15 protein-coding genes and 1 tRNA gene are annotated in these 23383 nt (G+C 71.8%); 15 read left to right on the top strand and 1 reads right to left on the bottom strand.

From position 1 onward, the window contains the following. The first annotated feature begins 331 nt into the window (after positions 1-331). The 4 genes from ACIQMU_RS11515 to ACIQMU_RS11500 all read left to right on the top strand — a co-directional run bounded on the left by ACIQMU_RS11515 (position 332) and on the right by ACIQMU_RS11500 (position 2369). Positions 332-469, top strand: coding sequence for a DUF4244 domain-containing protein (locus ACIQMU_RS11515; protein ID WP_023607855.1), 138 nt, complete (start codon positions 332-334; stop codon positions 467-469). After that, on the top strand, positions 456-917 hold the full coding sequence (locus ACIQMU_RS11510) for a TadE family type IV pilus minor pilin (protein ID WP_402688737.1): 462 nt from the start codon (positions 456-458) through the stop codon (positions 915-917). The genes ACIQMU_RS11515 and ACIQMU_RS11510 overlap by 14 nt, the downstream gene beginning before the upstream one ends. Further along, the gene (locus tag ACIQMU_RS11505) at positions 914-1528 is read left to right on the top strand and encodes an Rv3654c family TadE-like protein (protein ID WP_402688736.1); all 615 of its coding nucleotides are present in this window, start codon (positions 914-916) and stop codon (positions 1526-1528) included. The genes ACIQMU_RS11510 and ACIQMU_RS11505 overlap by 4 nt, the downstream gene beginning before the upstream one ends. 280 nt (positions 1529-1808) lie before the next feature. Further along, on the top strand, positions 1809-2369 hold the full coding sequence (locus tag ACIQMU_RS11500; protein ID WP_352239637.1) for a TlpA disulfide reductase family protein: 561 nt from the start codon (positions 1809-1811) through the stop codon (positions 2367-2369). A 175-nt stretch (positions 2370-2544) separates the two neighbouring features. Here ACIQMU_RS11500 and ACIQMU_RS11495 read toward each other — a convergent pair whose 3' ends face one another. Continuing rightward, positions 2545-5028: a DEAD/DEAH box helicase gene (locus tag ACIQMU_RS11495; protein WP_402688735.1), complete on the bottom strand. Its 2484-nt coding sequence runs from the start codon at positions 5026-5028 to the stop codon at positions 2545-2547. Between the two features lie 79 nt (positions 5029-5107). Here ACIQMU_RS11495 and ACIQMU_RS11490 point away from each other — a divergent pair, with 79 nt between their 5' ends. From ACIQMU_RS11490 to ACIQMU_RS11440, 11 genes are all read left to right on the top strand, one after another. Further along, the gene (locus ACIQMU_RS11490; protein WP_003967428.1) at positions 5108-5461 is read left to right on the top strand and encodes an STAS domain-containing protein; all 354 of its coding nucleotides are present in this window, start codon (positions 5108-5110) and stop codon (positions 5459-5461) included. Positions 5462-5660: 199 nt separating this feature from the next. Then, the gene (locus ACIQMU_RS11485) at positions 5661-6131 is read left to right on the top strand and encodes an ATP-binding protein (RefSeq protein WP_352239635.1); all 471 of its coding nucleotides are present in this window, start codon (positions 5661-5663) and stop codon (positions 6129-6131) included. 874 nt (positions 6132-7005) lie between these two features. Further along, positions 7006-9435 (top strand): sodium-translocating pyrophosphatase, encoded by a 2430-nt coding sequence (locus ACIQMU_RS11480; RefSeq protein WP_402688734.1) that lies wholly within the window; start codon positions 7006-7008, stop codon positions 9433-9435. Between the two features lie 548 nt (positions 9436-9983). Continuing rightward, complete coding sequence (locus tag ACIQMU_RS11475) at positions 9984-10703, top strand: small secreted protein (RefSeq protein WP_402688733.1); 720 nt, start codon at positions 9984-9986, stop codon at positions 10701-10703. A gap of 84 nt (positions 10704-10787) precedes the next feature. Beyond that, entirely contained in the window at positions 10788-12320 is a 1533-nt protein-coding gene (locus tag ACIQMU_RS11470) for a methyltransferase (RefSeq protein WP_352239632.1), read from the top strand. Between the two features lie 914 nt (positions 12321-13234). Continuing rightward, the gene (locus ACIQMU_RS11465) at positions 13235-13432 is read left to right on the top strand and encodes a hypothetical protein (RefSeq protein WP_352239631.1); all 198 of its coding nucleotides are present in this window, start codon (positions 13235-13237) and stop codon (positions 13430-13432) included. A gap of 280 nt (positions 13433-13712) precedes the next feature. Then, positions 13713-16607 (top strand): type I DNA topoisomerase, encoded by a 2895-nt coding sequence (gene topA, locus ACIQMU_RS11460; protein WP_402688732.1) that lies wholly within the window; start codon positions 13713-13715, stop codon positions 16605-16607. 255 nt (positions 16608-16862) lie between these two features. After that, complete coding sequence (gene tmk, locus ACIQMU_RS11455) at positions 16863-20135, top strand: dTMP kinase (RefSeq protein ID WP_402688731.1); 3273 nt, start codon at positions 16863-16865, stop codon at positions 20133-20135. Positions 20136-20322: 187 nt separating this feature from the next. After that, complete coding sequence (locus ACIQMU_RS11450) at positions 20323-21534, top strand: DNA polymerase III subunit delta' (RefSeq protein ID WP_402688730.1); 1212 nt, start codon at positions 20323-20325, stop codon at positions 21532-21534. A gap of 79 nt (positions 21535-21613) precedes the next feature. Next, positions 21614-23143 (top strand): alpha/beta hydrolase, encoded by a 1530-nt coding sequence (locus tag ACIQMU_RS11445; RefSeq protein WP_402688729.1) that lies wholly within the window; start codon positions 21614-21616, stop codon positions 23141-23143. A gap of 116 nt (positions 23144-23259) precedes the next feature. Then, positions 23260-23333 (top strand) — tRNA-Thr (locus ACIQMU_RS11440). Positions 23334-23383 lie beyond the last annotated feature (50 nt).

Here is a 23383-nt window from a genome sequence, read left to right as displayed (position 1 = left end):
TGACCTCGGCGATCTGCCTGGCGTGGGCCGGCAGGTGCGATGCCGACGGGCTGCCGGGTCGGCGAGCTACGAGGGTTCGTGGTCGGCGGTGACTGTCGGCGGTGACCTCAGAGACCTGCCGGGGCGTTCATTTCGGTTCGGTTTCACACACGGGTGTTCCGCTCGGACACCCGCTCATCATTGATGCTCATCGGGGGATGACATGGAAACGAAGTTCTGGGGCCGGACCCGCGATGCTGTGCGCGGGGGTTGGTGGCCCACCGGACTGCTGGGCCGGCCGAAGAGGTGGTCCGCACGGCGGGCGGGGCGGCTCGACCGGTCCGACCGAGGGATGACTACCTCCGAGTACGCGGTGGGAACCATCGCGGCATGTGCCTTCGCCGCGGTGCTCTACAAGGTGGTGAACAGCGGGCCGGTGCTGTCGGCGCTGCAGTCACTGGTCGAGGACGCCCTCGATGCGAAGTTCTGAGACCTCGCCGGGGGCTTGCCCGGGGGAGCCGCCCGTGGCGTCGGACCGTGACCTCTCCCGGGGGCGTCGCCGGAGTTGTGCAACGGGCGGTGATGCGGGCGGCGACCGGGGCGCGGTGACCGCGGAGGCGGCCGTGGTGATCCCGGTCCTGGTGGCCTTCGCCGTGGCGCTGTTGTGGGCGCTGATGGCGGCCTCCGACCAGATCCGGTGCGTGGACGCGGCGCGGGCGGGGGCACGGGCCGCGGCTCGCTCGGAGCCGGCGGCGGCGGTGCTGGAAGCCGCGCGTGACGCGGCGCCGGACGGTGCGCGGGTCGAGGTAGCTCGTGCGGGGGGCTTGTGGCGCGTCCGGGTAGAGGCGCCGACCCCGGGGCCGGGAGTGCTGGCCCTGACGTTGAGCGCCGAGGCGGCCGCCCTGGCGGAGGACACGGTGGGGGGAGCCGAGTCATGAGGGCTGGGAGGCAGGAGGGCTCGAGGGCGGACAGGTGGCACCGCCGCCCCGTGTTCCGGCGATGGAGCCGGAACACGGGGCGAGGCACGGCCCCGGGAGTGGGCCGGGGTGCGGATCGGCGTGCCGACCAGGGCGGGGACCGGGGTGTCAGCCGGCGTGCTGGCCGGCGTGCTCGCCGGGGCGGGGATCGGGGTGTGGCGACGGTGTGGGTGGCTGTCACCGCGACCGGGCTGTGCACCGTGTTCGCGGCAGTGCTTGCGCTGGGACAGGCTGTGGCTGCCCGTCACCGCGCGGGCGGGGCCGCGGACCTGGCGGCCCTCGCGGCTGCGGACCGGGCGCTGGAGGGAGCGGTGGTCGCCTGCGAGACGGCCCGGAAGGTGGCCGTGGCACAGGGCGCCGGGCTCGTCCGCTGCACGATGCAGGGGGAGATCGCAGATGTGACCACCCGTTCGGCGTTCGGCCCCTACGAACCCGCCGTCAGGGCTCGCGCCGGCCCACCGGCCGATTTCCGGGCGGGCTTACCGACCGACACCCGGGCTGGTCCCCCGGCCAACTCACGGACGGTTCACCGACCGATTCCCGGACTGACGCACCCGTTGTCCCCGGACTGAGCCCCCCGTCGCCCCGGGACTGATCCACCCGTCGCCCCCCCCGGACCGGCGACCTACTGATCCGGCCACGGTCTGTCTGCCTGTCTGCCTGCCGGGCCCTGGGCCGTGGCCCCTCGGCTGACGTGGCCCGGGCCGGCTCCTCAGCAGGACTTGTCGACAGGGTGGCCGGGTCCGGAGGCCGGCGAGAGAATGATCACCGGCCTGGCCGCTCGACCGTTCCGCCTGATCCGGGGTGGGCGCGCGTCTGCCCGCAGTGCCCCGGGTGGCATCATCGATGATCGTGAAGACGCTGAGGGTCTGGACCGCGGTGGCCGTTCTGTCGGCCGCGATGGCGGGATGTTCGGTGTCGCCCCTGCCTGCGGGCGACACCGGTGGGCCCGCGCCGCTGAAGTCGTACGCCCGCGCGGACCGGGTGGCGATGCCGGAGATGGTGGGGGAACGCGTCGACGGGGACGGCCGGGTCAGCCTGCACGAACTGCGCGGCAAGGTCGTTGTGGTCAACGCGTGGGCTTCTTGGTGCGGTCCGTGTCGGGCCGAGGCCCCGGGACTCTCCCGAGTGCACGCGGACCTGTACGGCAAGGGCCTGCGAGTGGTGGGAGTCAACGCGGATGTGTCGGTCGGTGACGCACGGGCCTTCGAGAAGGACGCGGAACTCGTGTATCCGAGCCTGCACGACCCGCAGGGCCGACAGCTTCTTCGGCTCCCGAAAGGCGTGGTGAACACTGCCGGATATCCGTTCACGGTCATCGTCGACCCGGAGGGACGGATCGCCGCGGCGCGGACCGGAGCGATCGGCGAGGCGGAACTGAAACGCTTGGTGTCGCCGATGTTGCCGTCCTGACAGCGACAGCGCGTCCTGCTGCTGGTAGCGCCTTGGTGCTGACAGCGCCTGCCACCAAAGCTTCTGACGCTGCCCCGATCAGCCCTCTCGCCAGAGCTCCCGGCAGGGTTTTCCGGGAGGCAATCGTCGACGGCTCGTCGGCGGCTGGTTGCCAGGCGATTCAGGCTCCGGTGGCTCAGTCCGTCGGCGTCGTGGTCGCTTCGTCCGGGTCCGGGGGTGCGGCCTTGAGAAGTTCGGTGAGCAGGCGTATGGCTCCGCGTTTGTGCAGGGGCTCGTTGCCGTTGCCGCACTTGGGGGACTGGACGCAGGAGGGGCAGCCCGCCTCGCACTCGCAGGACGCGATGGCCTCCCGGGTCGCCGTCAGCCACGTACGGGCGGTGTGGAAGGCCCGCTCGGCGAATCCGGCTCCACCTGGGTGGCCGTCGTACACGAAGACCGTCGGCAGCAGCGTGTCCGGGTGCAGGGGGACGGAGACGCCGCCGATGTCCCAGCGGTCGCAGGTGGCGAAGAGCGGCAGCAGGCCGATCGACGCGTGCTCGGCTGCGTGGAGGGCGCCGCCGAGGATTTCCGGGTTGATCCGGGCCGCGTCGAGTTGGTCCTCGGTGACCGTCCACCAGACGGCGCGGGTACGCAGGGTGCGGGGCGGCAGGTCGAGCTTCGTCTCGCCCAGGACTTCCCCGGTGATCAGTTTTCGGCGGAGGAAGGAGACGACCTGGTTGGTGACCTCGACGGAGCCGTAGCAGAGCCGCCCCTGACCCCAGGGAATCTCGGTGTCGGTCTCCAGGATGGTGATGGCCGTCGTGTCGCGGGCGACCGTCGAGTACGGCGGCTCGGCCTGTTCGACCAGGGCCACGGAGTCCTCCAGGTCCAGTTTCCGGACCAGGTGGGTGCGGCCCTGGTGGAGATGGACGGCTCCCTCGTGGACGGCGGTGTGGGCGGCGGCCGTGTCGACGGTGCCCAGCAGGCGGCCGGTGCCCTCCTCAACGATCTGGACGGGACGGCCGCCCCCGCCTCGGATGTCGGCGAGGTCGGCGGCCCGTTCGCGACGGGTCCAGTGCCAGCCGGACGAGCGTTTACGCAGCAGTTTCGCCGCCTCCAGTTGGGGCAGCAGGTCGGCCACTGCGGGGCCGAAGAGCGCGATGTCCGGCTCGGTGAGGGGGAGCTCGGCGGCCGCGGCGCAGAGGTGGGGGGCCAGGACGTAGGGGTTGTCCGGGTCCAGCACCGTCGACTCGACGGGCTGCTGGAACAGCGCCTCCGGATGGTGCACCAGGTAGGTGTCCAGCGGGTCGTCCCGGGCCACGAGAACGGCCAGCGCGCCCTGCCCCGAGCGGCCGGCGCGGCCCGCCTGTTGCCAGAGGGACGCCCGCGTGCCCGGGTAGCCGGAGATGACGACCGCGCCGAGGCCGGAAACGTCGATGCCCAGTTCCAGGGCGGTGGTGGCCGCCAGACCGAGCAGCTCGCCGGAGTGCAGCGCCCGTTCCAGGGCCCGGCGCTCTTCCGGGAGGTAACCCCCGCGATAGGCGGCGACCCGCTGCGGCAGCGAGCGGTCGACCTCCGCCAGGCGTTCTTTGGCGATCACCGAGATCAGTTCCGCGCCGCGCCGGGAGCGTACGAAGGCGACCGAGCGGACGCCCTGGAGGGTCAGGTCGGTGAGCAGGTCGGCGGTCTCGGCCGTCGCGGTACGGCGGACGGGTGCGCCCTTCTCGCCGTGCAGATCGGTCAGCGGGGGCTCCCACAGGGCGAAGACCAGCTCACCGCGCGGGGAGGCGTCGTCGGACACCTCCTGGACGGGCAGGCCCGTCAGACGCCCGGCTGCGACCGCGGGGTCCGCCGCTGTGGCCGAGGCCAGCAGGAAGACCGGATCGGCCCCGTACCGGGCGCACAGGCGGCGCAGACGGCGTAGAACCTGGGCGACGTGGGAGCCGAAGACGCCGCGGTAGGTGTGGCACTCGTCGATCACGACGAAGCGCAGGGCGCGGAGGAAGGACGCCCAGCGGGGGTGGGAGGGCAGGATCCCGCGGTGCAGCATGTCGGGGTTGGTCAGGACGTAGTTCGCGTACTGCCGCACCCATTCGCGTTCCTCGACCGGGGTGTCGCCGTCGTAGACGGCGGGCCTGACGGCTTTGCCGAGGGGAGTCGCGAGCGCCTTCACCGAGCGCCGCTGGTCGGCTGCCAGGGCCTTGGTGGGCGCGAGGTACAGGGCGGTGGCCCCGCGGCCGTTCGGGGCCTCGGAGCCGTCCAGGAGGGCGCTGAGGACCGGCGCGAGGTAGGCGAGGGACTTCCCGGAGGCCGTGCCGGTGGCGATCACGACCGACTCGCCGTCCAGCGCGTGCTCGGCCGCGGCCGCCTGGTGCGCCCACGGATGGCCGATTCCGGCGTTCTGGATCGCTGAGATCACTTCTGGCCGGATGCGATCCGGCCAGATGGCATGGGTTCCCGATCGCGGGGGCAGGTGCTCCGTATGAGTGATGCGCGCGGCCCGGCCCGCCCCTGCGGCGAGCCGGTCGAGGATCATGGCGGGAGAGGGGTGCGAGCCCCCACTCTCGGGTGGTCGTCCGGGACGGTGATTCTTGGCCATCGGCACCGAGTGTGTCACTGGCGTGACGGACAATGGTCCCAAGGCGTCGTGCATGGCTGCTGGTAAGTGATTGAATGCCATCGCGGCTGGCGATCCGTCCCCTGGCCTCCGTCGGGGAGAGCGAGGGGCGACCGCTCGATAGCAAGGTGCTGGAGGATCCGTGGACCTGTCCCTGTCGACTCGCAATGTGTCCGGCCCTGGTGGCGACCGTACGGTCGTCGAGGTCGGTGGCGAGATTGATGTGTATACCGCGCCCAAGCTGCGCGAGCAGTTGGTCGAGTTGGTGAATGACGGCAGCTACCACTTGGTTGTCGACATGGAAGGCGTCGATTTCCTCGACTCCACCGGCCTCGGCGTGCTCGTGGGCGGCTTGAAGCGTGTCCGGGCCCATGAGGGCTCGTTGCGCCTGGTCTGCAACCAGGAGCGCATTCTCAAGATCTTCCGGATCACAGGTCTGACCAAGGTGTTCCCGATTCACACCACGGTCGACGAGGCTGTCGCCGCCACCGACTGAGGTCGGAGCGGACCGGCCCCAGGGCCGGTCGGCAGGCGGTGAACAGGCCGGCAGCGGCAGCGCATGGGCCGCGACGGGCGGGCGGTCGACTCTCGGGTCGGCTGTCGGCTTTGTCGGCTCCCGGAGGAGGAGAGCAGGGGTGCCGGGCGACACGCCCGGGGCCCCTGAGGCGTACGCCCGAACGTTCGAGGGGGATGGCATGGCCACCGTTGAACTCCGCTTCAGCGCCCAACCTGAGCATGTCAGGACGGCCCGCCTGGTGGCGGCCGCCGTGGCGCGCCGGGCCGGCGTCGACGAGGCGTTGCTCGACGAGGTCAGACTCGCCGTCGGTGAGGCGTGCAGTCGCGCGGTCGGGCTGCACCGCAGTCACGGCATCAGCGCGCCGGTCAGCGTGGCGTTGACCGAGGAGGAGAAGACGTTCTCCATCGAGGTCGGGGACAGTGTTCCCGGACCAGGCGGGGATCCGGCCGCGTCCGGCGCGTACGGCAGCGTCGGTGCCTCCGGAGCGGGGCTGGACCGGCCCGGGCCTGAAATGGACGGCGAGGGCGAGGACGAGATGGGCCTCGCGGTCATCAGCGGCCTCGTCGACGACGTGGAGGTCCGTTCAGGTGCGGGCGGCGGAGTGATCCGCATGAGCTGGCCGACGGCCGACGCCGCAGTGCGGCACTGAGGTTCGTGCCCCTGCGTCGTGCCCCCTGCTTCGGGCCCCTGCTTCGGGCCCCTGCTTCGTGCCGCCTGCTTCGTGCTCATGGTCCCGAAGGTGTGAGCCTCGTGCTCACGAGGTGGCGTGAAGCCTGGCCCACGAGCTCCAAGCTCTGAACTCCCGGAGCCTCGGTCCCCTGAATCCCCGAAGCCCCGAGGCTTCGAACCCCCGAAAACCCGAAGCGCGTGGGCTTTGCGCGTGCCGGGCCGCGTCGCCGGAGCCAGGGAGGCCCGTGGCTGCGCCCGGCCCCGTGCCACGTACCCGTTTCGTGTGACCGTGCCCGGCCGCCCTGGGCCGGGTTCGCGATTCTGCGCCCCGGAGACCCAGAGCCCCGAAGCCTCGGGGTCCCGGAGGCCCAGAGCCCCATGCTCGGGATTCCGCGGCCCGGAGCCTTGGTCTTGCGGCCCGGCTGGCCCTGGGCCCCCCGTGCTCGCGATCCCGTGCTCGTGATCCCGTGGCCCCGACCTCGACCCCGACCCCGACCCGTGGCCGGATGGCCCTGTGCCTGCGACGGGCGGCCTCTGCCTGCGACGCGGCCCGTGCCCGCGACGCGCGGCCCGTGCGGCGCGATCTCGTGGAACCGAGGCGATGGCATTCGAGCCGCACCGAGGCGCGGCGCGCGGGTGATGTTTCGTTTTCCTGAGACAGTTGAGCAGGGCATTTTTTCTTGAGGCTCTCCGACTAATGTGCCTGCCCCGTTACTGCATTCGAACAGGGTCTCTCCGTTGATCTTTCGGCGTTGGAGGGAGAGCGATCAATTCTCTTCCCGCCCACTGTTTTGATCAGGTTCCGCTCCCTACAATCCGTCCACGACTTGAGCGCTGAGCGTCAAGGAGGACGTATGGCGGAGTTCTTCACCACCCCAATGGCAGCACTGACGCAAGAATCCGCACTTTCCGACCGGCCCGCCTCCCTCGCGGCGGCGGTACTCACCGACGGCAACCGGCTGATCGTCATCCTGGTGGCGGTCGTCGCCGTCGCCGCGCTGATCGTCGCCCAGTTGCTCGTCCGCCAGGTCCTGGCGGCCGGTGAGGGCACCGAACGCATGAAGGAGATCGCCGCGGCGGTCCAGGAGGGCGCCAACGCCTATCTGGCCCGCCAGCTGCGCACGGTCGGTGCTTTCTCCGTCATCGTGTTCTTCCTGTTGTTCCTGTTGCCGGCCGACAACTGGTCGCAGCGCGCCGGGCGTTCCCTCTTCTTCCTGGTCGGTGCGCTTTTCTCGGCGGCGACCGGATACATCGGCATGCGGCTCGCCGTACGCAGCAATGTGCGGGTGGCCGCGGCGGCGCGTGAGGCGACTCCGGCGGAAGGGGAACCGGAAAAGGATCTCACTGCTGTCTCGCACAAAGCGATGAAGATCGCTTTCCGTACCGGTGGCGTCGTCGGAATGATCACGGTGGGGCTCGGTCTGCTCGGGGCCTCCTGCGTCGTACTCGTCTACGCCGCCGACGCGCCCAAGGTGCTGGAGGGGTTCGGTCTCGGCGCGGCACTGATCGCCATGTTCATGAGGGTCGGTGGCGGAATCTTCACGAAGGCCGCGGACGTGGGCGCCGACCTGGTGGGCAAGGTCGAGCAGGGCATCCCGGAGGACGACCCGCGTAACGCCGCCACCATCGCCGACAACGTGGGTGACAACGTCGGTGACTGCGCGGGCATGGCCGCCGACCTCTTCGAGTCGTACGCCGTGACGCTCGTCGCCGCGCTCATCCTCGGCACCGCCGCGTTCGGCGACTCCGGTCTCGCCTTCCCCCTGATGGTCCCGGCGATCGGCGTCGTCACCGCCATGATCGGCATCTTCGCGGTCGCCCCGCGCCGAGCGGACCGCAGCGGCATGACGGCGATCAACCGCGGCTTCTTCATCTCCGCGGTCATCTCGCTCGCCCTGGTGGCCGTGGCCGCCTTCGCCTATCTGCCGTCCTCGTACGCCGAGCTGGACGGGGTCACCGACGGGGCGATCGCCGCGCACGGCGGCGACCCGCGGATCTTCGCGCTGGTGGCGGTGGCCATCGGCATCGTCCTGGCCGCGCTCATCCAGCAGCTCACCGGCTACTTCACCGAAACCAACCGCCGCCCCGTCCAGGACATCGGGAAGTCCTCACTCACCGGCCCGGCCACCGTGGTCCTCGCGGGCATCTCCATCGGCCTGGAATCGGCGGTCTACACCGCACTGCTGATCAGCCTCGGCGTCTACGGGGCGTTCCTGCTGGGCGGTACGTCGATCATGCTGGCGCTCTTCGCGGTCGCGCTCGCCGGTACGGGCCTCCTGACCACGGTGGGCGTCATCGTGGCCATGGACACCTTCGGGCCGGTCTCGGACAACGCCCAGGGCATCGCCGAGATGTCCGGGGACGTCACGGGGGCAGGCGCCCAGGTGCTCACCGACCTCGACGCGGTCGGCAACACGACCAAGGCCATCACCAAGGGCATCGCCATCGCCACCGCCGTCCTGGCGGCCGCAGCGCTCTTCGGGTCCTACCGCGACGCCATCGCCACGGCGGTCGACGAGGTCGGGGCCGGGGCGGGCGACCTGGGACTGAGCCTGGACATCTCACAGCCCAACAACCTCGTCGGCCTGATCCTGGGCGCCGCGGTCGTCTTCCTGTTCTCCGGGCTCGCCATCAACGCCGTGTCCCGGTCCGCCGGAGCCGTGGTCCACGAGGTCAGGCGGCAGTTCCGGGAGCGCCCCGGGATCATGGACTACTCGGAGAAGCCGGAGTACGGGCGCGTCGTGGACATCTGCACCCGCGACGCCCTGCGCGAGCTGGCCACGCCGGGGCTGCTCGCGGTGCTGGCGCCGATCGCGGTCGGCTTCAGCCTCGGCGTCGGCGCGCTCGGCTCCTACCTCGCCGGCGCGATCGGCACCGGAACGCTGATGGCGGTGTTCCTCGCCAACTCCGGCGGCGCCTGGGACAACGCCAAGAAACTCGTCGAGGACGGCCACTACGGCGGCAAGGGCAGTGAGGCCCATGCCGCGACCGTCATCGGCGACACGGTCGGCGACCCGTTCAAGGACACGGCCGGCCCGGCGATCAACCCGCTCCTCAAAGTGATGAACCTGGTCGCCCTGCTCATCGCCCCGGCGATCGTGCAGTTCAGTTACGGGGCGGACACGAACCCCTGGGTACGGGCGCTGGTGGCCGCCATCGCCATCGGGATCATCGTCGTCGCGGTCTACGTCTCCAAGCGACGGGGCATCTCCGCGGGCGACGACGACGCCTCGGGGGACGGCGGCCCTCCGGCCGCCGCGCCCGATCCCGCGGTGGCCCCGTGACCGGTAGTGCGTAGGGGGTACTGGTGGCCCCGTGACCGGTAGCGCGTACGGGAGTACCCGTGGCCCTGTCTCCGTGACCGGGAGTACGTACGGGAGACGCGGCGGCCCCGTGGCCCGTACGCGTGGGAGCGGCGGCCTCTGGACCCGTACGCGTGGGAGCGGCGGCCTCTGGACCCGTACGCGTGAGATCGCCGGCGGCCCCGGGACGTGGTTGCGCGTCAGGGGCCGCTCGCACGGGCAGGGCTGACGGCCTGTCCGTCCGACGCTCCTCTGGTCGCCCTCGTCCGCCCGGCCACCGCTCGCGTCGTCGCGATCCGCTCTCGTCGGCCCTCGTCCGGTGTCGCCCGCGCCCGCGTGGGCCGACGATCGGGAGAAATCATTCGGATGAGTGACCGCTCGGGCGTCCGCTTCTTTGAGCGAGTGGCATCTCCCTCATTTCCCTTGGTGCAAATGGCTTCAAAAGCATGCACACCGGATGACCGGCACCCGGCTGGCGTCCCCTCGGCGTGTAAGTTCCGGGGCCGAGAGCCTTGGAAGGGACCCATCCGGTGAACAAGAAGCTTGCAGCCGCACTGTCCGGCGGTGCGGTACTCGTACTGACGCTGTCGGGCTGCAGTGACGACAGCGACAACAAGGTCAACGACTGGGCCAAGAAGGTCTGCGACCAGGTTCAGCCGCAACTGCAGAAGATCGCCAACGCCAACGCCTCCATCCAGCAGCAGACCGCGGACAACAGCAAGCCCGCCGACGTCCAGAAGACCGACTCGGCCGCCTTCCAGCAGATCTCCCAGGCGTACAAGGCGCTGGGCAGCGCCGTGGACTCGGCGGGCCCGCCGCCGGTCGAGGACGGCGAGACCACCCAGAAGAACGCGGTGAAGGAGCTCAACGCCTCCTCGAAGGCGTATGCCGACCTCAAGACCGAGGTCGACGCGCTCGACACCAAGGACCAGGCGAAGTTCGCCGACGGGCTGAAGGGCATCGCCGACGAGCTGAACAAGATCAGCACCAGCGGTGACCAGGCTCTGAAGAAGCTCCAGTCCGGCGAGGTGGGCGCCGCGATGGCGAAGCAGAAGGGCTGCCAGAAGCCGACTGCCTCGACCGGCCCCTCCGGTTCCGGTGCGGCCGGCGCCGACGCGTCGGAGGGCCCGGCCTCCGAGAAGAAGGATTCGGCGGAGAAGGACGCGGAATCCGCCGAGAAGGACTCCGCCGAGAAGGAGCCCTCGGAGAAGGAGTCCGCGGAGAAGGAGTCCGCGGAGAAGAAGGACTGAACGGGAACGGCGCTCTCCCGGCCCGGACACCCGGTGGGTGCCCGGGCCGCTGCCGTTGTCGGTGGGAGCGGACACAATGGGTGGGTGAGTAAGAGCAGCCTTCCCGCACCCGACCACGCCGCCGTCCTCCGTGAGGCCCTGCTCGCCGCGGACTTCACCGCGGACGGGCTCCTGGACCGCCTCGGCGCGCCCGCCTATGCCGCCCTCGCCCGCAGCGAGACGGTCCCCGCCCTGCGGGCCACCCGGGGCGAGGCCCCGCTCGACACGCTGGTGCGGCTGTTCCTTCTGCAGCGCCCCGTCTCCGAGGAGCGGGCCCGTGCCGCCCTGCCGCTGGCCGAGTGCGTGGCGGACGGCTGGGTGACCCGGGCGGCGGACGACGGCACGGTCCGCGCGAGCGTCGACGTACGGCCGTACGGGGGGCCGGACGGCGAGGACTGGTTCATCGTGTCCGACCTCGGGTGCGCGGTCGGCGGTGCTGGCGGGATCGGCTCGCGCGAGGAGGGCGTCGTCCTCGGCGTCGGCGGGGCCTCCACCACCCTCGCCGGGATTACTGTCCGTACGCCGGTCGCCTCGGCGCTCGACCTCGGTACGGGGTCCGGCATCCAGGCGCTGCACGCCGCCCAGCACGCGACCCGGGTCACCGCCACCGACCTCAACCCCCGTGCCCTGGAGTTCACCCGGCTCACCCTCGCCCTGTCCGGCGCCGCCCCCGCCGACCTGCGTGAGGGCTCGCTCTTCGAGCCGGTGGGCTCCGACACGTTCGATCTGATCGTCTCCAATCCCCCCTTCGTCATCTCGCCCGGCGCCCGCCTCACCTATCGCGACGGCGGCATGGGCGGCGACGACCTGTGCCGCACGTTGGTGCAGCAGTCCGGCGACCATCTGAACGAGGGGGGGTACGCCCAGTTCCTCGCCAACTGGCAGCACGTGGAGGGCGAGGAGTGGCAGGACCGGCTGCGCTCCTGGGTGCCGTACGGCTGCGACGCCTGGATCGTCCAGCGCGAGGTCCAGGACGTCACGCAGTACGCCGAGCTGTGGCTGCGGGACAGCGGCGACCACCGCAGCGACCCCGACGCGTACGACGAGCGGTACGCGGCGTGGCTCGACGAGTTCGAGGCGCGGGGGACCACGTCCGTCGGGTTCGGCTGGATCACCCTGCGCAAATCCGCGGCGGCGGCTGCCGGGAACCCCTCGATCGTCGTCGAGGAGTGGCCGCACGCGGTGCGGCAGCCACTCGGCCAGGCCGTCCAGGAGCACTTCGCCCGCCAGGACTTCCTCCGCGATCAGGACGACGCGGCGTTGCTCGCCGGGCACTTCGTCCTCGCCGCGGAAGTCGTGCAGGAGCAGGTCGGCCTGCCGGGCGCGGAGGACCCCGAGCACGTGGTGCTGCGTCAGCACCGCGGCATGATGCGGGCGACCAAGGTCGACGCCGTGGCCGCCGGGTTCGCGGGCGTGTGCGACGGCTCGCTGCCCGCCGGGCGGATCCTGGACGCCATCGCGCAGTTGATGGCGGAGGACCCGGTGCTCCTGCGCGACCGCACCCCACAGGCGATCCGGCTGCTCGTCGAGGAGGGCTTCCTGGAGCCGGTGTCCGGCGTGGGACACGGGGGCGCGTAGGGGGAGCGGGGCTGAGCGGCGCGGCGGCGGGCGGCCGGCAGGGCCTGCCTGTGCGGCGTGCGGCTGCCTTCCGCTTGGACCGGGTCCGCCCCCCGGGTGAGGCGTCGTCGTCCCGGCCACCAGCGCGTTCCCGCTTGGTGTCCCCGTCCGACGCGCCCGGGCCGCGTATTCCGGTCGCGATCGGTAGGGAGGGCCTCCGGAGGGCGGCTGAGCCGACCGGTCCGGCCATCCGTCCGACCACCGGTCCGACCACCCGTCCGGCTATCCGTCCGACCACCGGTGCGGTCATCCGTCCGGCCATCGCCCCGGCCATTCGGACCGGTGGTCCAGCCGGTTCTGCTCGTCGCACCGCGGGTGTGCCGAGGACGTGGGCGGCGTCCGTAAGGCATCCAGAACCCACTGCGTGCGGGGCCCCCCATGCGGCCCTTATGCCCGTCGTCATGCGGCCCCGATGCCGCCCTCATGCGGCTGTCGCGGAGCCAGAAGCGGCCAGCAGAGGCCAGCAGCGGCCCGGAGGCGGCCCTCATGCGGCTTTCGCGAGGCTCGGATGCGGCTCGGACGCGGCTTTCATGCGGCTTTCGTGCGTCCCGGACGCGGCTTTCGTGCGTCCCGGACGCGGCTCCCGTGCGTCCCGGACGCGGCTCCCGTGCGGACTCCGGGTGTCGTTCGTGCGGCTTGAGAATCGGGCCGGAGGGCGGTCCGGACACGGCCCGGCCGCGGCCCAGCTGCGCTCGGGCTGCGGTTCGGCTGCGGCCGATGGTGTTCCGCTGGTCGGCGGGGGAGTGCTGTTCACCCCGGGTTCGTGTGGCTGATGCCCCGGGGTGACAACCTCCCCGTGCCGGACCGTCGAGGTCGGGCCCCGGGGCCGGCTAGACCGTCCCGGGCGGTTCGCCACGACGGTCTAGGGGTACGACATGGAGAGCGTCTCAGCAGTCTTCGCCGGTACGGCCCTGACTCTGTTCGGCGCCGCCCTCCTGATCTGGACGGGGGCGCGTGCACTGCACCGCGCGCCGGTGGCTCACGGTGTGAGCCCCGTCGCCTCCACCACGCTCACGACGCTCTTCGGCGTGGTATTCCTCGGCCTCGGCGTGTGGTGCTTCTCGCTCGTCTGATCCCCGCTCCGGCGGGGCGGCGCCCGGGCCGACAGCCCGCCCGGCGGACACCGTGACCACCTCCGAAAAGACCCGGCGCGAGTCTCCGCGCGGCGCGGACCCGGCAGTCCGGGCGGCAGGAATGGCGGAAGTCGGGTTACCGTTCGAGTGGCCGTTGCGGGCTTTTGCCGTTTGACACGGGGGCGGGTTGTACCGTCACACTCCGCAGCGACAGCACCGCGGGCAGCGTCACGACGCTGCCCGGATGCCCATCGAGTGTCGACCGGAGAGAAGAGCGAAGTTGTCCCCGACCAGCGAGACCGCACAGGGCGGCCGCCGACTCGTCATCGTCGAGTCGCCTGCCAAGGCGAAGACGATCAAGGGCTATCTCGGCCCCGGATACGTCGTCGAGGCGAGCGTCGGGCACATCCGCGACCTCCCGAACGGCGCGGCCGAGGTCCCGGACGAGTACACCGGCGAGGTCCGCCGCCTCGGCGTGGATGTCGAACACGACTTCCAGCCGATCTATGTCGTCAACGCCGACAAGAAGGCCCAGGTCAGAAAGCTCAAGCAGCTGCTGGCCGAGTCCGACGAACTCTTCCTCGCCACCGATGAGGACCGCGAAGGCGAAGCCATCGCGTGGCACCTGCAGGAAGTCCTCAAGCCCAAGGTCCCGGTCCACCGGATGGTCTTCCACGAGATCACCAAGGACGCGATCCGGGCCGCCGTCGCCAACCCGCGCGAGCTCAACCAGCGCATGGTCGACGCCCAGGAGACCCGCCGTATCCTCGACCGCCTCTACGGCTACGAGGTCTCGCCGGTCCTGTGGAAGAAGGTCATGCCGAAGCTCTCGGCGGGCCGCGTCCAGTCCGTCGCCACCCGGCTCGTCGTCGAGCGGGAGCGCGAGCGCATCGCCTTCCGCTCCGCCGAGTACTGGGACCTGACGGGGAAGTTCGCCACCGGCCGCACCGGTGACGCCTCCGACCCCTCGACCCTCACCGCCCGCCTCAGCGCGGTCGACGGCCGCCGGATCGCCCAGGGCCGCGACTTCGGCCCCGACGGGCAGCTGAAGGCCGGCTCCGCCCAGACCCTGCACCTGGACGAGACGAACGCCCGCGCGCTGGCCGCCGCACTCGCCGATTCCTCCTTCGCGGTGCGGTCCGTCGAGTCGAAGCCGTACCGCCGCTCCCCGTACGCACCCTTCCGGACGACGACCCTCCAGCAGGAGGCGAGCCGCAAGCTGGGCTTCGGGGCCAAGTCGACCATGCAGGTGGCGCAGAAGCTGTACGAGAACGGCTTCATCACCTATATGCGTACGGACTCCACGACCCTGTCCGACACCGCGGTCTCCGCGGCGCGGGCGCAGGTCACGCAGCTGTACGGGGCGAGCTACCTCCCCGACAAGCCGCGTACGTACGCCGGGAAGGTCAAGAACGCGCAGGAGGCGCACGAGGCGATCCGCCCCTCCGGCGACCGCTTCCGCACCCCTGCCGAGACCGGGCTCACCGGCGACCAGTTCCGGCTCTACGAGCTGATCTGGAAGCGGACCGTCGCCTCCCAGATGAAGGACGCGACCGGCAACTCCGTCACCGTCAAGATCGGCGGCCGGGCGAACGACGGCCGCGACGCCGAGTTCTCCGCCTCCGGCAAGACGATCACCTTCCACGGCTTCATGAAGGCGTACGTCGAGGGCGCCGACGACCCGAACGCCGAGCTGGACGACCGCGAGCGACGGCTGCCGCAGGTGGCCGAGGGCGACGCGCTGTCCGCCGACGAGGTCACGGTCGACGGGCACGCCACCAAGCCCCCGGCCCGCTACACCGAAGCCTCGCTGGTCAAGGAGCTCGAAGAGCGCGAGATCGGCCGCCCCTCCACGTACGCCTCGATCATCGGCACCATCCTGGACCGCGGCTACGTCTTCAAGAAGGGCACGGCACTCGTCCCGTCCTTCCTGTCCTTCGCCGTGGTCAACCTGCTGGAGAAGCACTTCGGCCGGCTCGTCGACTACGACTTCACCGCTCGTATGGAGGACGACCTCGACCGCATCGCGCGGGGCGAGGCCAAGTCCGTGCCGTGGCTCAAGCGCTTCTACTTCGGCGCCCAGTCCGGTGACGACACCGCCGGAGCCGGAGCGGCCTCCGACGCGGGCAACGGCGACGGCGACCACCTCGGCGGCCTGAAGGAACTGGTCACCGACCTCGGCGCCATCGACGCCCGGGAGATCTCCTCCTTCCCCGTCGGCAATGACATCAAGCTCCGCGTCGGGCGCTACGGCCCCTACATCGAGCGGGGCGAGAAGGACGCCGAGGGCCACCAGCGCGCCGACGTCCCCGAGGACCTGGCCCCCGACGAGCTGACCGTGGAGCTCGCCGAGGAGCTGCTGGCGAAGCCCAGCGGCGACTTCGAGCTGGGCGCCGACCCGGTCAGCGGCAACCAGATCATCGCCAAGGACGGCCGCTACGGCCCGTACGTCACCGAGGTGCTGCCCGAGGGGACCCCGAAGACCGGCAAGAACGCGGTGAAGCCGCGGACCGCCTCCCTCTTCAAGTCCATGTCCCTGGACACGGTCACCCTCGCCGACGCCCTCAAGCTGATGTCGCTGCCGCGCGTCGTAGGCGAGGACGCCGAAGGCGTCGAGATCACCGCGCAGAACGGCCGCTACGGCCCGTACCTGAAGAAGGGCACCGACTCCCGGTCGCTGACCTCCGAGGAGCAGCTCTTCGACATCACCCTCGAAGAGGCCCTCGCGATCTACGCGCAGCCCAAGCAGCGCGGCCGGGCCGCGGCCAAGCCGCCGCTGAAGGAGCTGGGCACCGACCCGGTCAGCGGTGCGCCGGTCGTGGTGAAGGACGGTCGCTTCGGCGCCTACGTCACCGACGGCGAGACCAACGCGACGCTGCGGACCGACGACAGCGTCGAGGACATCACGCCGGAGCGCGGCTACGAGCTGCTCGCCGAGAAGCGCGCCAAGGGGCCCGCCAAGAAGAAGACGGCCAAGAAGGCCCCGGCGAAGAAGGCGACGGCCAAGAAGACGGCCGCGAAGAAGACGACGGCCACCAAGACCACGGCCGCCAAGAAGACCGCGGCGAAGAAGACGACGACCGCCAAGAAGGCGACGACCGCCAAAACGGCCGCCAAGAAGACGACGGCGAAAAAGACGGCTTCGGCCGCCTCCAACGCCGCGTCGGACGACTGACCGCCGCACCGCGGACCGCACCCACCGCCCGGCACCTCACTCAGGTGCCGGGCGGCGGCATGTGGCGGGCCCGCACGGGAGCCGTGGCCGGACGGTCAGGGGTGGGACGGGAGCCGTGGCCGGATGCGGTCAGGGGGGACGGGAGCTGTGGCCGGGCTCGGTCAGGGGTGGATGGGAGCCGTGGCCGGAAGGCGTCTGCGCCCATATGTTCGGACGGGCCGACAGTCACCGCACCGCTGCCGATAGGCTGGGCGGATGACGCGAGCCGAGCAGCCAACGGTCGTGAGCCCCACCTCCGACACACTTGCCGCAGACTCACGCGAGCGCGCCGTACGGGCCCTGTTGCGCATTCCCCCGCTGAAGCGGTTGTGGAGTGCCCAGCTCGTCGGTGGTATCGGCGATGCACTCGCCCTTCTCGTGCTGGTGCTGCTGTCGCTGCAAGCGGCGGTCCTCGAGGGCTCATTCGGCACCGGATACCGCGGGGCGGCCTTCGCCGTCGCCGCCGTCTTCGGTGCCCGAATCCTTTCCACCCTGCTCTTCGGAGCCGTACTCCTGGGACCCCTGACGTCCCTCACGGGGCCCGGCGGGAAGCTGGAACGGCGATGGCTGATGATCGGGGTGGATGGGCTGCGCCTGGCGCTGCTGGTCGTCGCCCCGCTGTGGATCGACTGGACGCCCGACAAGGCGCTCATGATGATCCTCATCACCGTCTTCGTCGCCGGCGCCGGCGAGCGCCTGTGGGCCGTGGCCAAGGACAGTGCCGCCCCGGCGCTACTGCCCGCCCCGCCCCTCGAAGGCGCGGCCGTACGCCCGCTGCCCGACCACCACGACGCCCTGCGCCGTCTTTCGCTCCGTACCGACTTCCTCGCCGTGCCCGCCGCCGCGGTGGTCCTGCTGGTCGCCACGCTGGTCGGCAACCTCCTCGGCTCGGGCCTGGAGTGGTTCTCCTTCCACCAGGCGGCCCTGGGGTCCTACGTCGCAGCCGGACTCTTCTCCGCCTCCATCTCCATCCTGTACTTCCTGGTGTTCCCGGCCACCCCCACACCCCGGCCGCGTTCCCCGCTGGAGGGCCTGCGCCGCCCCGCGACCGGCGGCGGCCCCGACAAGGGGCGCACCGGCGTCCTTCCCCTGCTGGTCGCCGTCTGCGCGGCCGTCGCGGGAGCCGTCGGCGCGGCCGCGGCCGTCTCCGTGCTGCACGCCTACGACCTGGGCGGCGGGCCCGCGACGTTCGCGCTGCTGATCCTAGGACTGACCGGCGGCACCGCGCTGGGCATCCGTACCGCGCGCCACGTCCTGCCCACCCTGTCGCGCCGCCGCCTGCTGGCGCTGGCCACCGCCGTCACCGGCCTCGCGCTCCTCGCGCTCGGCCTGGTCCCGGACACGGCCACCGGACTCGCCATCGCCCTGCTCGCCGGTTACGCCGCCGGAGTCGCCGCCAACACCGGCCACGCCCTGATCGACCAGGAGACCGAGGCGTTCCGGCAGGCCCGGACCACCGAGCACCTCCAGGCCGTCGTCCGGGTGCTCGGCGCGCTCGGCGCGGTCGCGGGCCCCCTGCTGGCCGCCGCGATCGGCCGGCACCGCCTGTTCGCCGGGGACTTCGTCTTCGCGCGCGGCGGGGCGGCCTTCACCCTGATGCTGCTCGGCGCGCTGCTGCTGCCCGTCGCCGCCTTCGTCCTCGCCCGGACGGACGACCGGGCGGGCGTGCCGCTGCGCCGGGACCTGAGCGAGGCGCTGCGCGGCGGCGACCCGGCCGTCGCCCCCGCCGCCACCGGCTTCTTCCTCGCCCTGGAGGGCGGCGACGGAGCGGGCAAGTCCACCCAGGTCGAGGCGCTCGCCGCATGGATCCGGTCGAAGGGCCACGAGGTCGTCGTGACCCGGGAGCCCGGGGCCACCCCGGTCGGCAAGCGGCTGCGGTCGATCCTGCTCGACGTGTCCTCCGCCGGCCTGTCCAACCGGGCCGAGGCCCTGCTGTACGCCGCCGACCGCGCCGAACACGTCGACTCCGTCGTCCGCCCGGCGCTGGAGCGCGGCGCGATCGTCATCTCCGACCGTTACATCGACTCGTCCGTGGCCTACCAGGGCGCGGGCCGGGACCTGGCCCCGACCGAGATCGCCCGGATCTCGCGGTGGGCGACGAGCGGCCTCGTACCGCATCTGACGGTGCTGCTGGACGTGGACCCGACGACCGCGCGCGAGAGGTTCACCGAGGCGCCGGACCGGCTGGAGTCGGAGCCGGCGGAGTTCCACGAGCGCGTGCGGTCCGGGTTCCTGACCCTGGCCGCCGCCGACCCCACGCGTTATCTGGTGGTGGACGCCGGCCAGGAGCCGGAGTCGATCACCGCCGTCGTACGCCACCGGCTCGACCAGCTCCTTCCGCTCTCCGAGGCCGAGATCGCGGCCATCGAGGAGGCCCGGCGCAAGGCCGAGGAGGAGGCCCGGCGCAAGGCGGAGGAAGAGGCCGCCCGCAAGGCCGAGGAGGAGCGCCTGGAGAAGGAGCGCCAGGAGCAGCTCGCCCGGCTGCGCGCCGAGGAGGAGGAGCGCAAGCAGCGCGAGCTGGAAGAGGCCCGCCGCCGCGAGGCCGAACGCCAGGCGGAGGAGGCCCGGCAGCGCGCCGAGGAGGCCCGCCGCCGCGCCGAGGAGGACCGGCTCCGGCTGGAGGCCGAGGAGCGGGTCCGCGAGGCCGAGCAGGAACGGCTGCGCAAGCAGGCCGAGGAGGAGGCCCGGCTCCGCAAGGAGGCCGAGGCACAGCGCCTGGAGAAGCAGCGCAAGGCCGAAGAGGCCCTGATGCGCGCCGAGGAGGCCCGCCGCCGGGCCGAGGCCGAGGCCGCCGCCCGTACGGAGGCGGCGCGGGCCGAGGCTGATCGGGCGGAGGCGGCACGGGAGTCCCGTGCACCTCGTACGGAGACGTCCTCGCAGGCGCCGTCGTCGTCCTCGTGGTCGGAGGGTCCGTCCGTTTCGGAGAACGAGCTCACGGTGCCCACGCCGATCGTGAACCCGAACGAGATCACGCAGCCGGTCCCGGCCGTCCGGCCGGAGGACGACCGTCCTTCCGGATCCGGTACGGGTACGGGCACGGGTGCGCGTTCGGGGTCCGCGCCCGGGGAGGACGAGACGGCGATGCTGCCGCGCTTCTCGGACCGGCCTGCGGACCGGCGGCCTGCGGATCAGCAGTCTGCGGACCGGCGGCCCGCCAGGGACATCCGGGACGGGGACGAGACGGCCGTGCTGCCGCCGGTGCCCGCCGATCAGCCCTCCGACCGGGTCCCCCGGGGCTTCTTCCGGGACGAGAGCCCCGCGGTCGCTCCGGCGGAGAGCGAGAACGAGCGCACCCGTGAGCTGCCCCAGGTCGAGGACCCGCAGGCCGGGGAGGCTGCCGGCCGGCAGCAGCAGGGCCGCCGCAACCGCCCCCGCCCGGACTGGGCGGAGGAGACCCCGCTGGACGATCTGCCTACCCTGGCGGACGAACTGCTCGGGGGCCAGGAGGACGAAGGCCCCGCGGGCCGGGGACGCCGCCCGCGCGGCTGACGCCCCGCCCCCACCGCTGACGGCGGACTCCCGGCCCGTCCGTCCCTCCGGGGGCGGGCGGGCCGGACTGTCAGTGGCGTCCCCCACAATGGAGAGCGACGGGACGGACAGCGCCGTGCGACCCCATGACGCCGAAGCCACCGCCGCACCGCAGCAGGGCACGACACCACCGGAAGGGCGGTGACCCATGACCGTATGGGACGACCTGGTCGGCCAGGACCGAGTGCAGGAACAGCTCGCCGCTGCCGCCAAGGACGCCGATGCGCTGGTCACCGCCGTGTCCGACGGTGAGCCGCTGGACCAGGGCTCGAAGATGACGCACGCCTGGCTGTTCACCGGGCCGCCCGGCTCGGGCCGGTCCACGGCGGCGCGGGCTTTCGCCGCCGCGCTCCAGTGCACGAGCCCGGACCGGGCGCTGGGCGGGGGCGGCGTACCGGGCTGCGGATTCTGCGACGGCTGCCACACCAGCCTGATCGGCACGCACGCCGACGTCCAGATCATCCGCACGGACCTGCTCTCCATCGGCGTGAAGGAGACCCGCGACCTCGTCCGGCGCGCCCAGCTGTCCCCGGCCGTCGGGCGGTGGCAGGTCATCGTCATGGAGGACGCCGACCGCCTCACCGAGGGCGCGGGCAACGTCCTGCTGAAGGCGGTGGAGGAGCCCGCTCCGCGTACGGTCTGGATGCTGTGCGCCCCCTCGCTCGAAGACGTCCTGCCCACGATCCGTTCCCGCTGCCGGCACCTGACCCTGAGCACCCCGCCGGTGGAGGCCGTGGCCGACGTCCTGATCCGCCGCGACGGCGTCGACCCCGAGCGGGCGCACTCCGCGGCGCGCGCCACCCAGGGACACATCGGCCGGGCCCGCCGGCTCGCCACGGACGAGCGGGCGCGGGCGCGGCGGGCGGCGGTGCTGAAGGTTCCGCTGCGGATCGCCGACGTCGGCGGCTGCCTCAAGGCGGCCCAGGAGCTGATCGACACGGCCACCGACGACGCCAAGCAGATGGCGGAGGAGGTCGACGTCAAGGAGACCGAGGACCTCAAGGCGGCGCTCGGCGGAGTGGCCGGAGGCCGGATGCCGCGCGGTACGGCGGGGGCGATGAAGGAGCTGGAGGACCGGCAGAAGCGCCGCAAGACGCGTACGCAGCGGGACAGCCTCGATCTGGCGCTCACCGAGCTCACCGGGTTCTACCGCGATGTGCTGGCGCTCCAGCTCGGTTCCCGTATCGCCATAGCCAACGCCGACGTGCAGGACTCCCTCGACCGGATCGCGGAGTCCTCCACACCCGCGCAGACCCTGCGCAGGATCGAGTCGGTGATCGCCTGCCGGGAGGCGATGGACCGCAATGTGGCGCCGCTGCTCGCGGTGGAGGCGATGACGATGGCGCTGCGATCGGGCTGAGGGCCTCCTCGGCGAGTCCCTGTTCACCCGAATGAGCAGGGAATCGGGCGACTCGTCACCCGGCGGATACGCTCCCTGAATGGAAACCAGGCGCCTGCTCCGCACCTTCGCCCTCGGGATCGGCACTGCCGGCCTCCTCATCTCCGGCTGCAGCAGCAGCGGCTCGTCGCCGAACGCTTCGGCCACCGGCACCGCCGCTCCCGAGGGGCTGTCGGCGTACTACGCGCAGAAGCTGAGCTGGCGCGACTGCGGGGTGGAGGGGTTCGAGTGCACGACGATGAAGGCGCCGAAGGACTACGACCGGCCGGATGACGGGGACATCGACCTCGCGGTCTCCCGCAAGAAGGCCACCGGCCCGGGCAAGCGGATCGGTTCCCTCCTGGTCAATCCGGGCGGCCCCGGCGGCTCCGCGATCGGCTATCTCCAGGGGTACGCGGCGCTCGGCTATCCGGCCCCGGTGAGGGCCCGCTACGACATGGTGGCCATCGACCCGCGCGGCGTCGCCCGCAGCGAGCCCGTCGAGTGCCTCGCGGGCAAGGAGATGGACGCCTACACCCAGGTCGACCAGACGCCCGACGACGAGGCGGAGGTCCGGAAGCTGAGCGCGTCCTTCGAGAAGTTCGCGGCGGGCTGCGAGAAACGGAGCGGTGAGATCCTCCCGTACGTCTCCACCGTGGACACCGCCCGCGACATGGACGTCCTGCGCGCCCTGCTCGGCGACGACAAGCTGACGTACGTCGGCGCTTCGTACGGGACCTTCCTGGGCGCCACCTACGCGGACCTCTTCCCGGAGCGAGCCGGCCGCCTCGTCCTGGACGGGGCGATGAATCCCTCCCTGAAGGCCATCGACATGAACCGCGACCAGACGGCGGGCTTCGAGGGGGCCTTCCAGTCCTTCGCCGCCGACTGCGTCAAGCAGCCGGACTGCCCGCTCGGCACCACGTCCACCGCCGACGCGGCGACCGCGCTGAAACAGCTCCTCAAGGACCTGGACGCGAAGCCGATCCCGACCGGCGACGACCGCGAGCTGGGCGAGTCCCTGGCCACCACCGGGGTGATCGCGGCCATGTACGACGAGGCGGCCTGGCCGCAGCTCCGCGAGGCGCTGACCGGCGCCCAGCGGAGCGACGGCTCCGGGCTGCTGTCCCTGGCCGACAGCTACTACGAGCGCGAGCCGAACGGGGAGTACGCGAACCTGATGTTCGCCAACGCCGCCGTGAACTGCCTCGACCTGCCGCCCGCCTTCGACGGTCCCGACGCGGTCCGGAAGGCGGTCCCGGACTTCGAAAAGGCGTCCCCGGTCTTCGGGCGCGGCTTCGCCTGGGCCTCCCTGAACTGCGCCTACTGGCCCACCGAGGCCACGGGCACCCCGCACCCCACCGAGGCGAAGGGCGCCGACCCCATCGTCGTGGTCGGCACCACCCGCGACCCGGCCACCCCGTACAAGTGGTCCCGGTCCCTCGCCGAGCAGCTCTCCTCCGGCACCCTGCTCACCTACGACGGCGACGGCCACACGGCGTACGGCCGGGGCAGCGACTGCATCGACACGGCGATCAACACGTACCTCCTGGAGGGCACCCCGCCCACCGACGGCAAGGAGTGCACCTGACCCACTGACCAGCCCTGACCCGCCCAAACGGCTCCAGGGACGCCCGGTGCGGAGCACTCCCGGAAACTGTGTAGACTTGGCTCCGCCGCTGATCGCACCATGGTGTGACAGGGCGCGCCGCCTTAGCTCAGTTGGCCAGAGCAACGCACTCGTAATGCGTAGGTCTCGGGTTCGAATCCCGAAGGCGGCTCAGAAGAACCCCAGGTCACATAGCCCGTGACCTGGGGTTTTCTGTTGCTC

It is taken from the genome of Streptomyces sp. NPDC091649, from assembly GCF_044756785.1.
Classification (GTDB): domain Bacteria; phylum Actinomycetota; class Actinomycetes; order Streptomycetales; family Streptomycetaceae; genus Streptomyces.
This window is presented reverse-complemented; position numbering and strand designations above follow the sequence as displayed.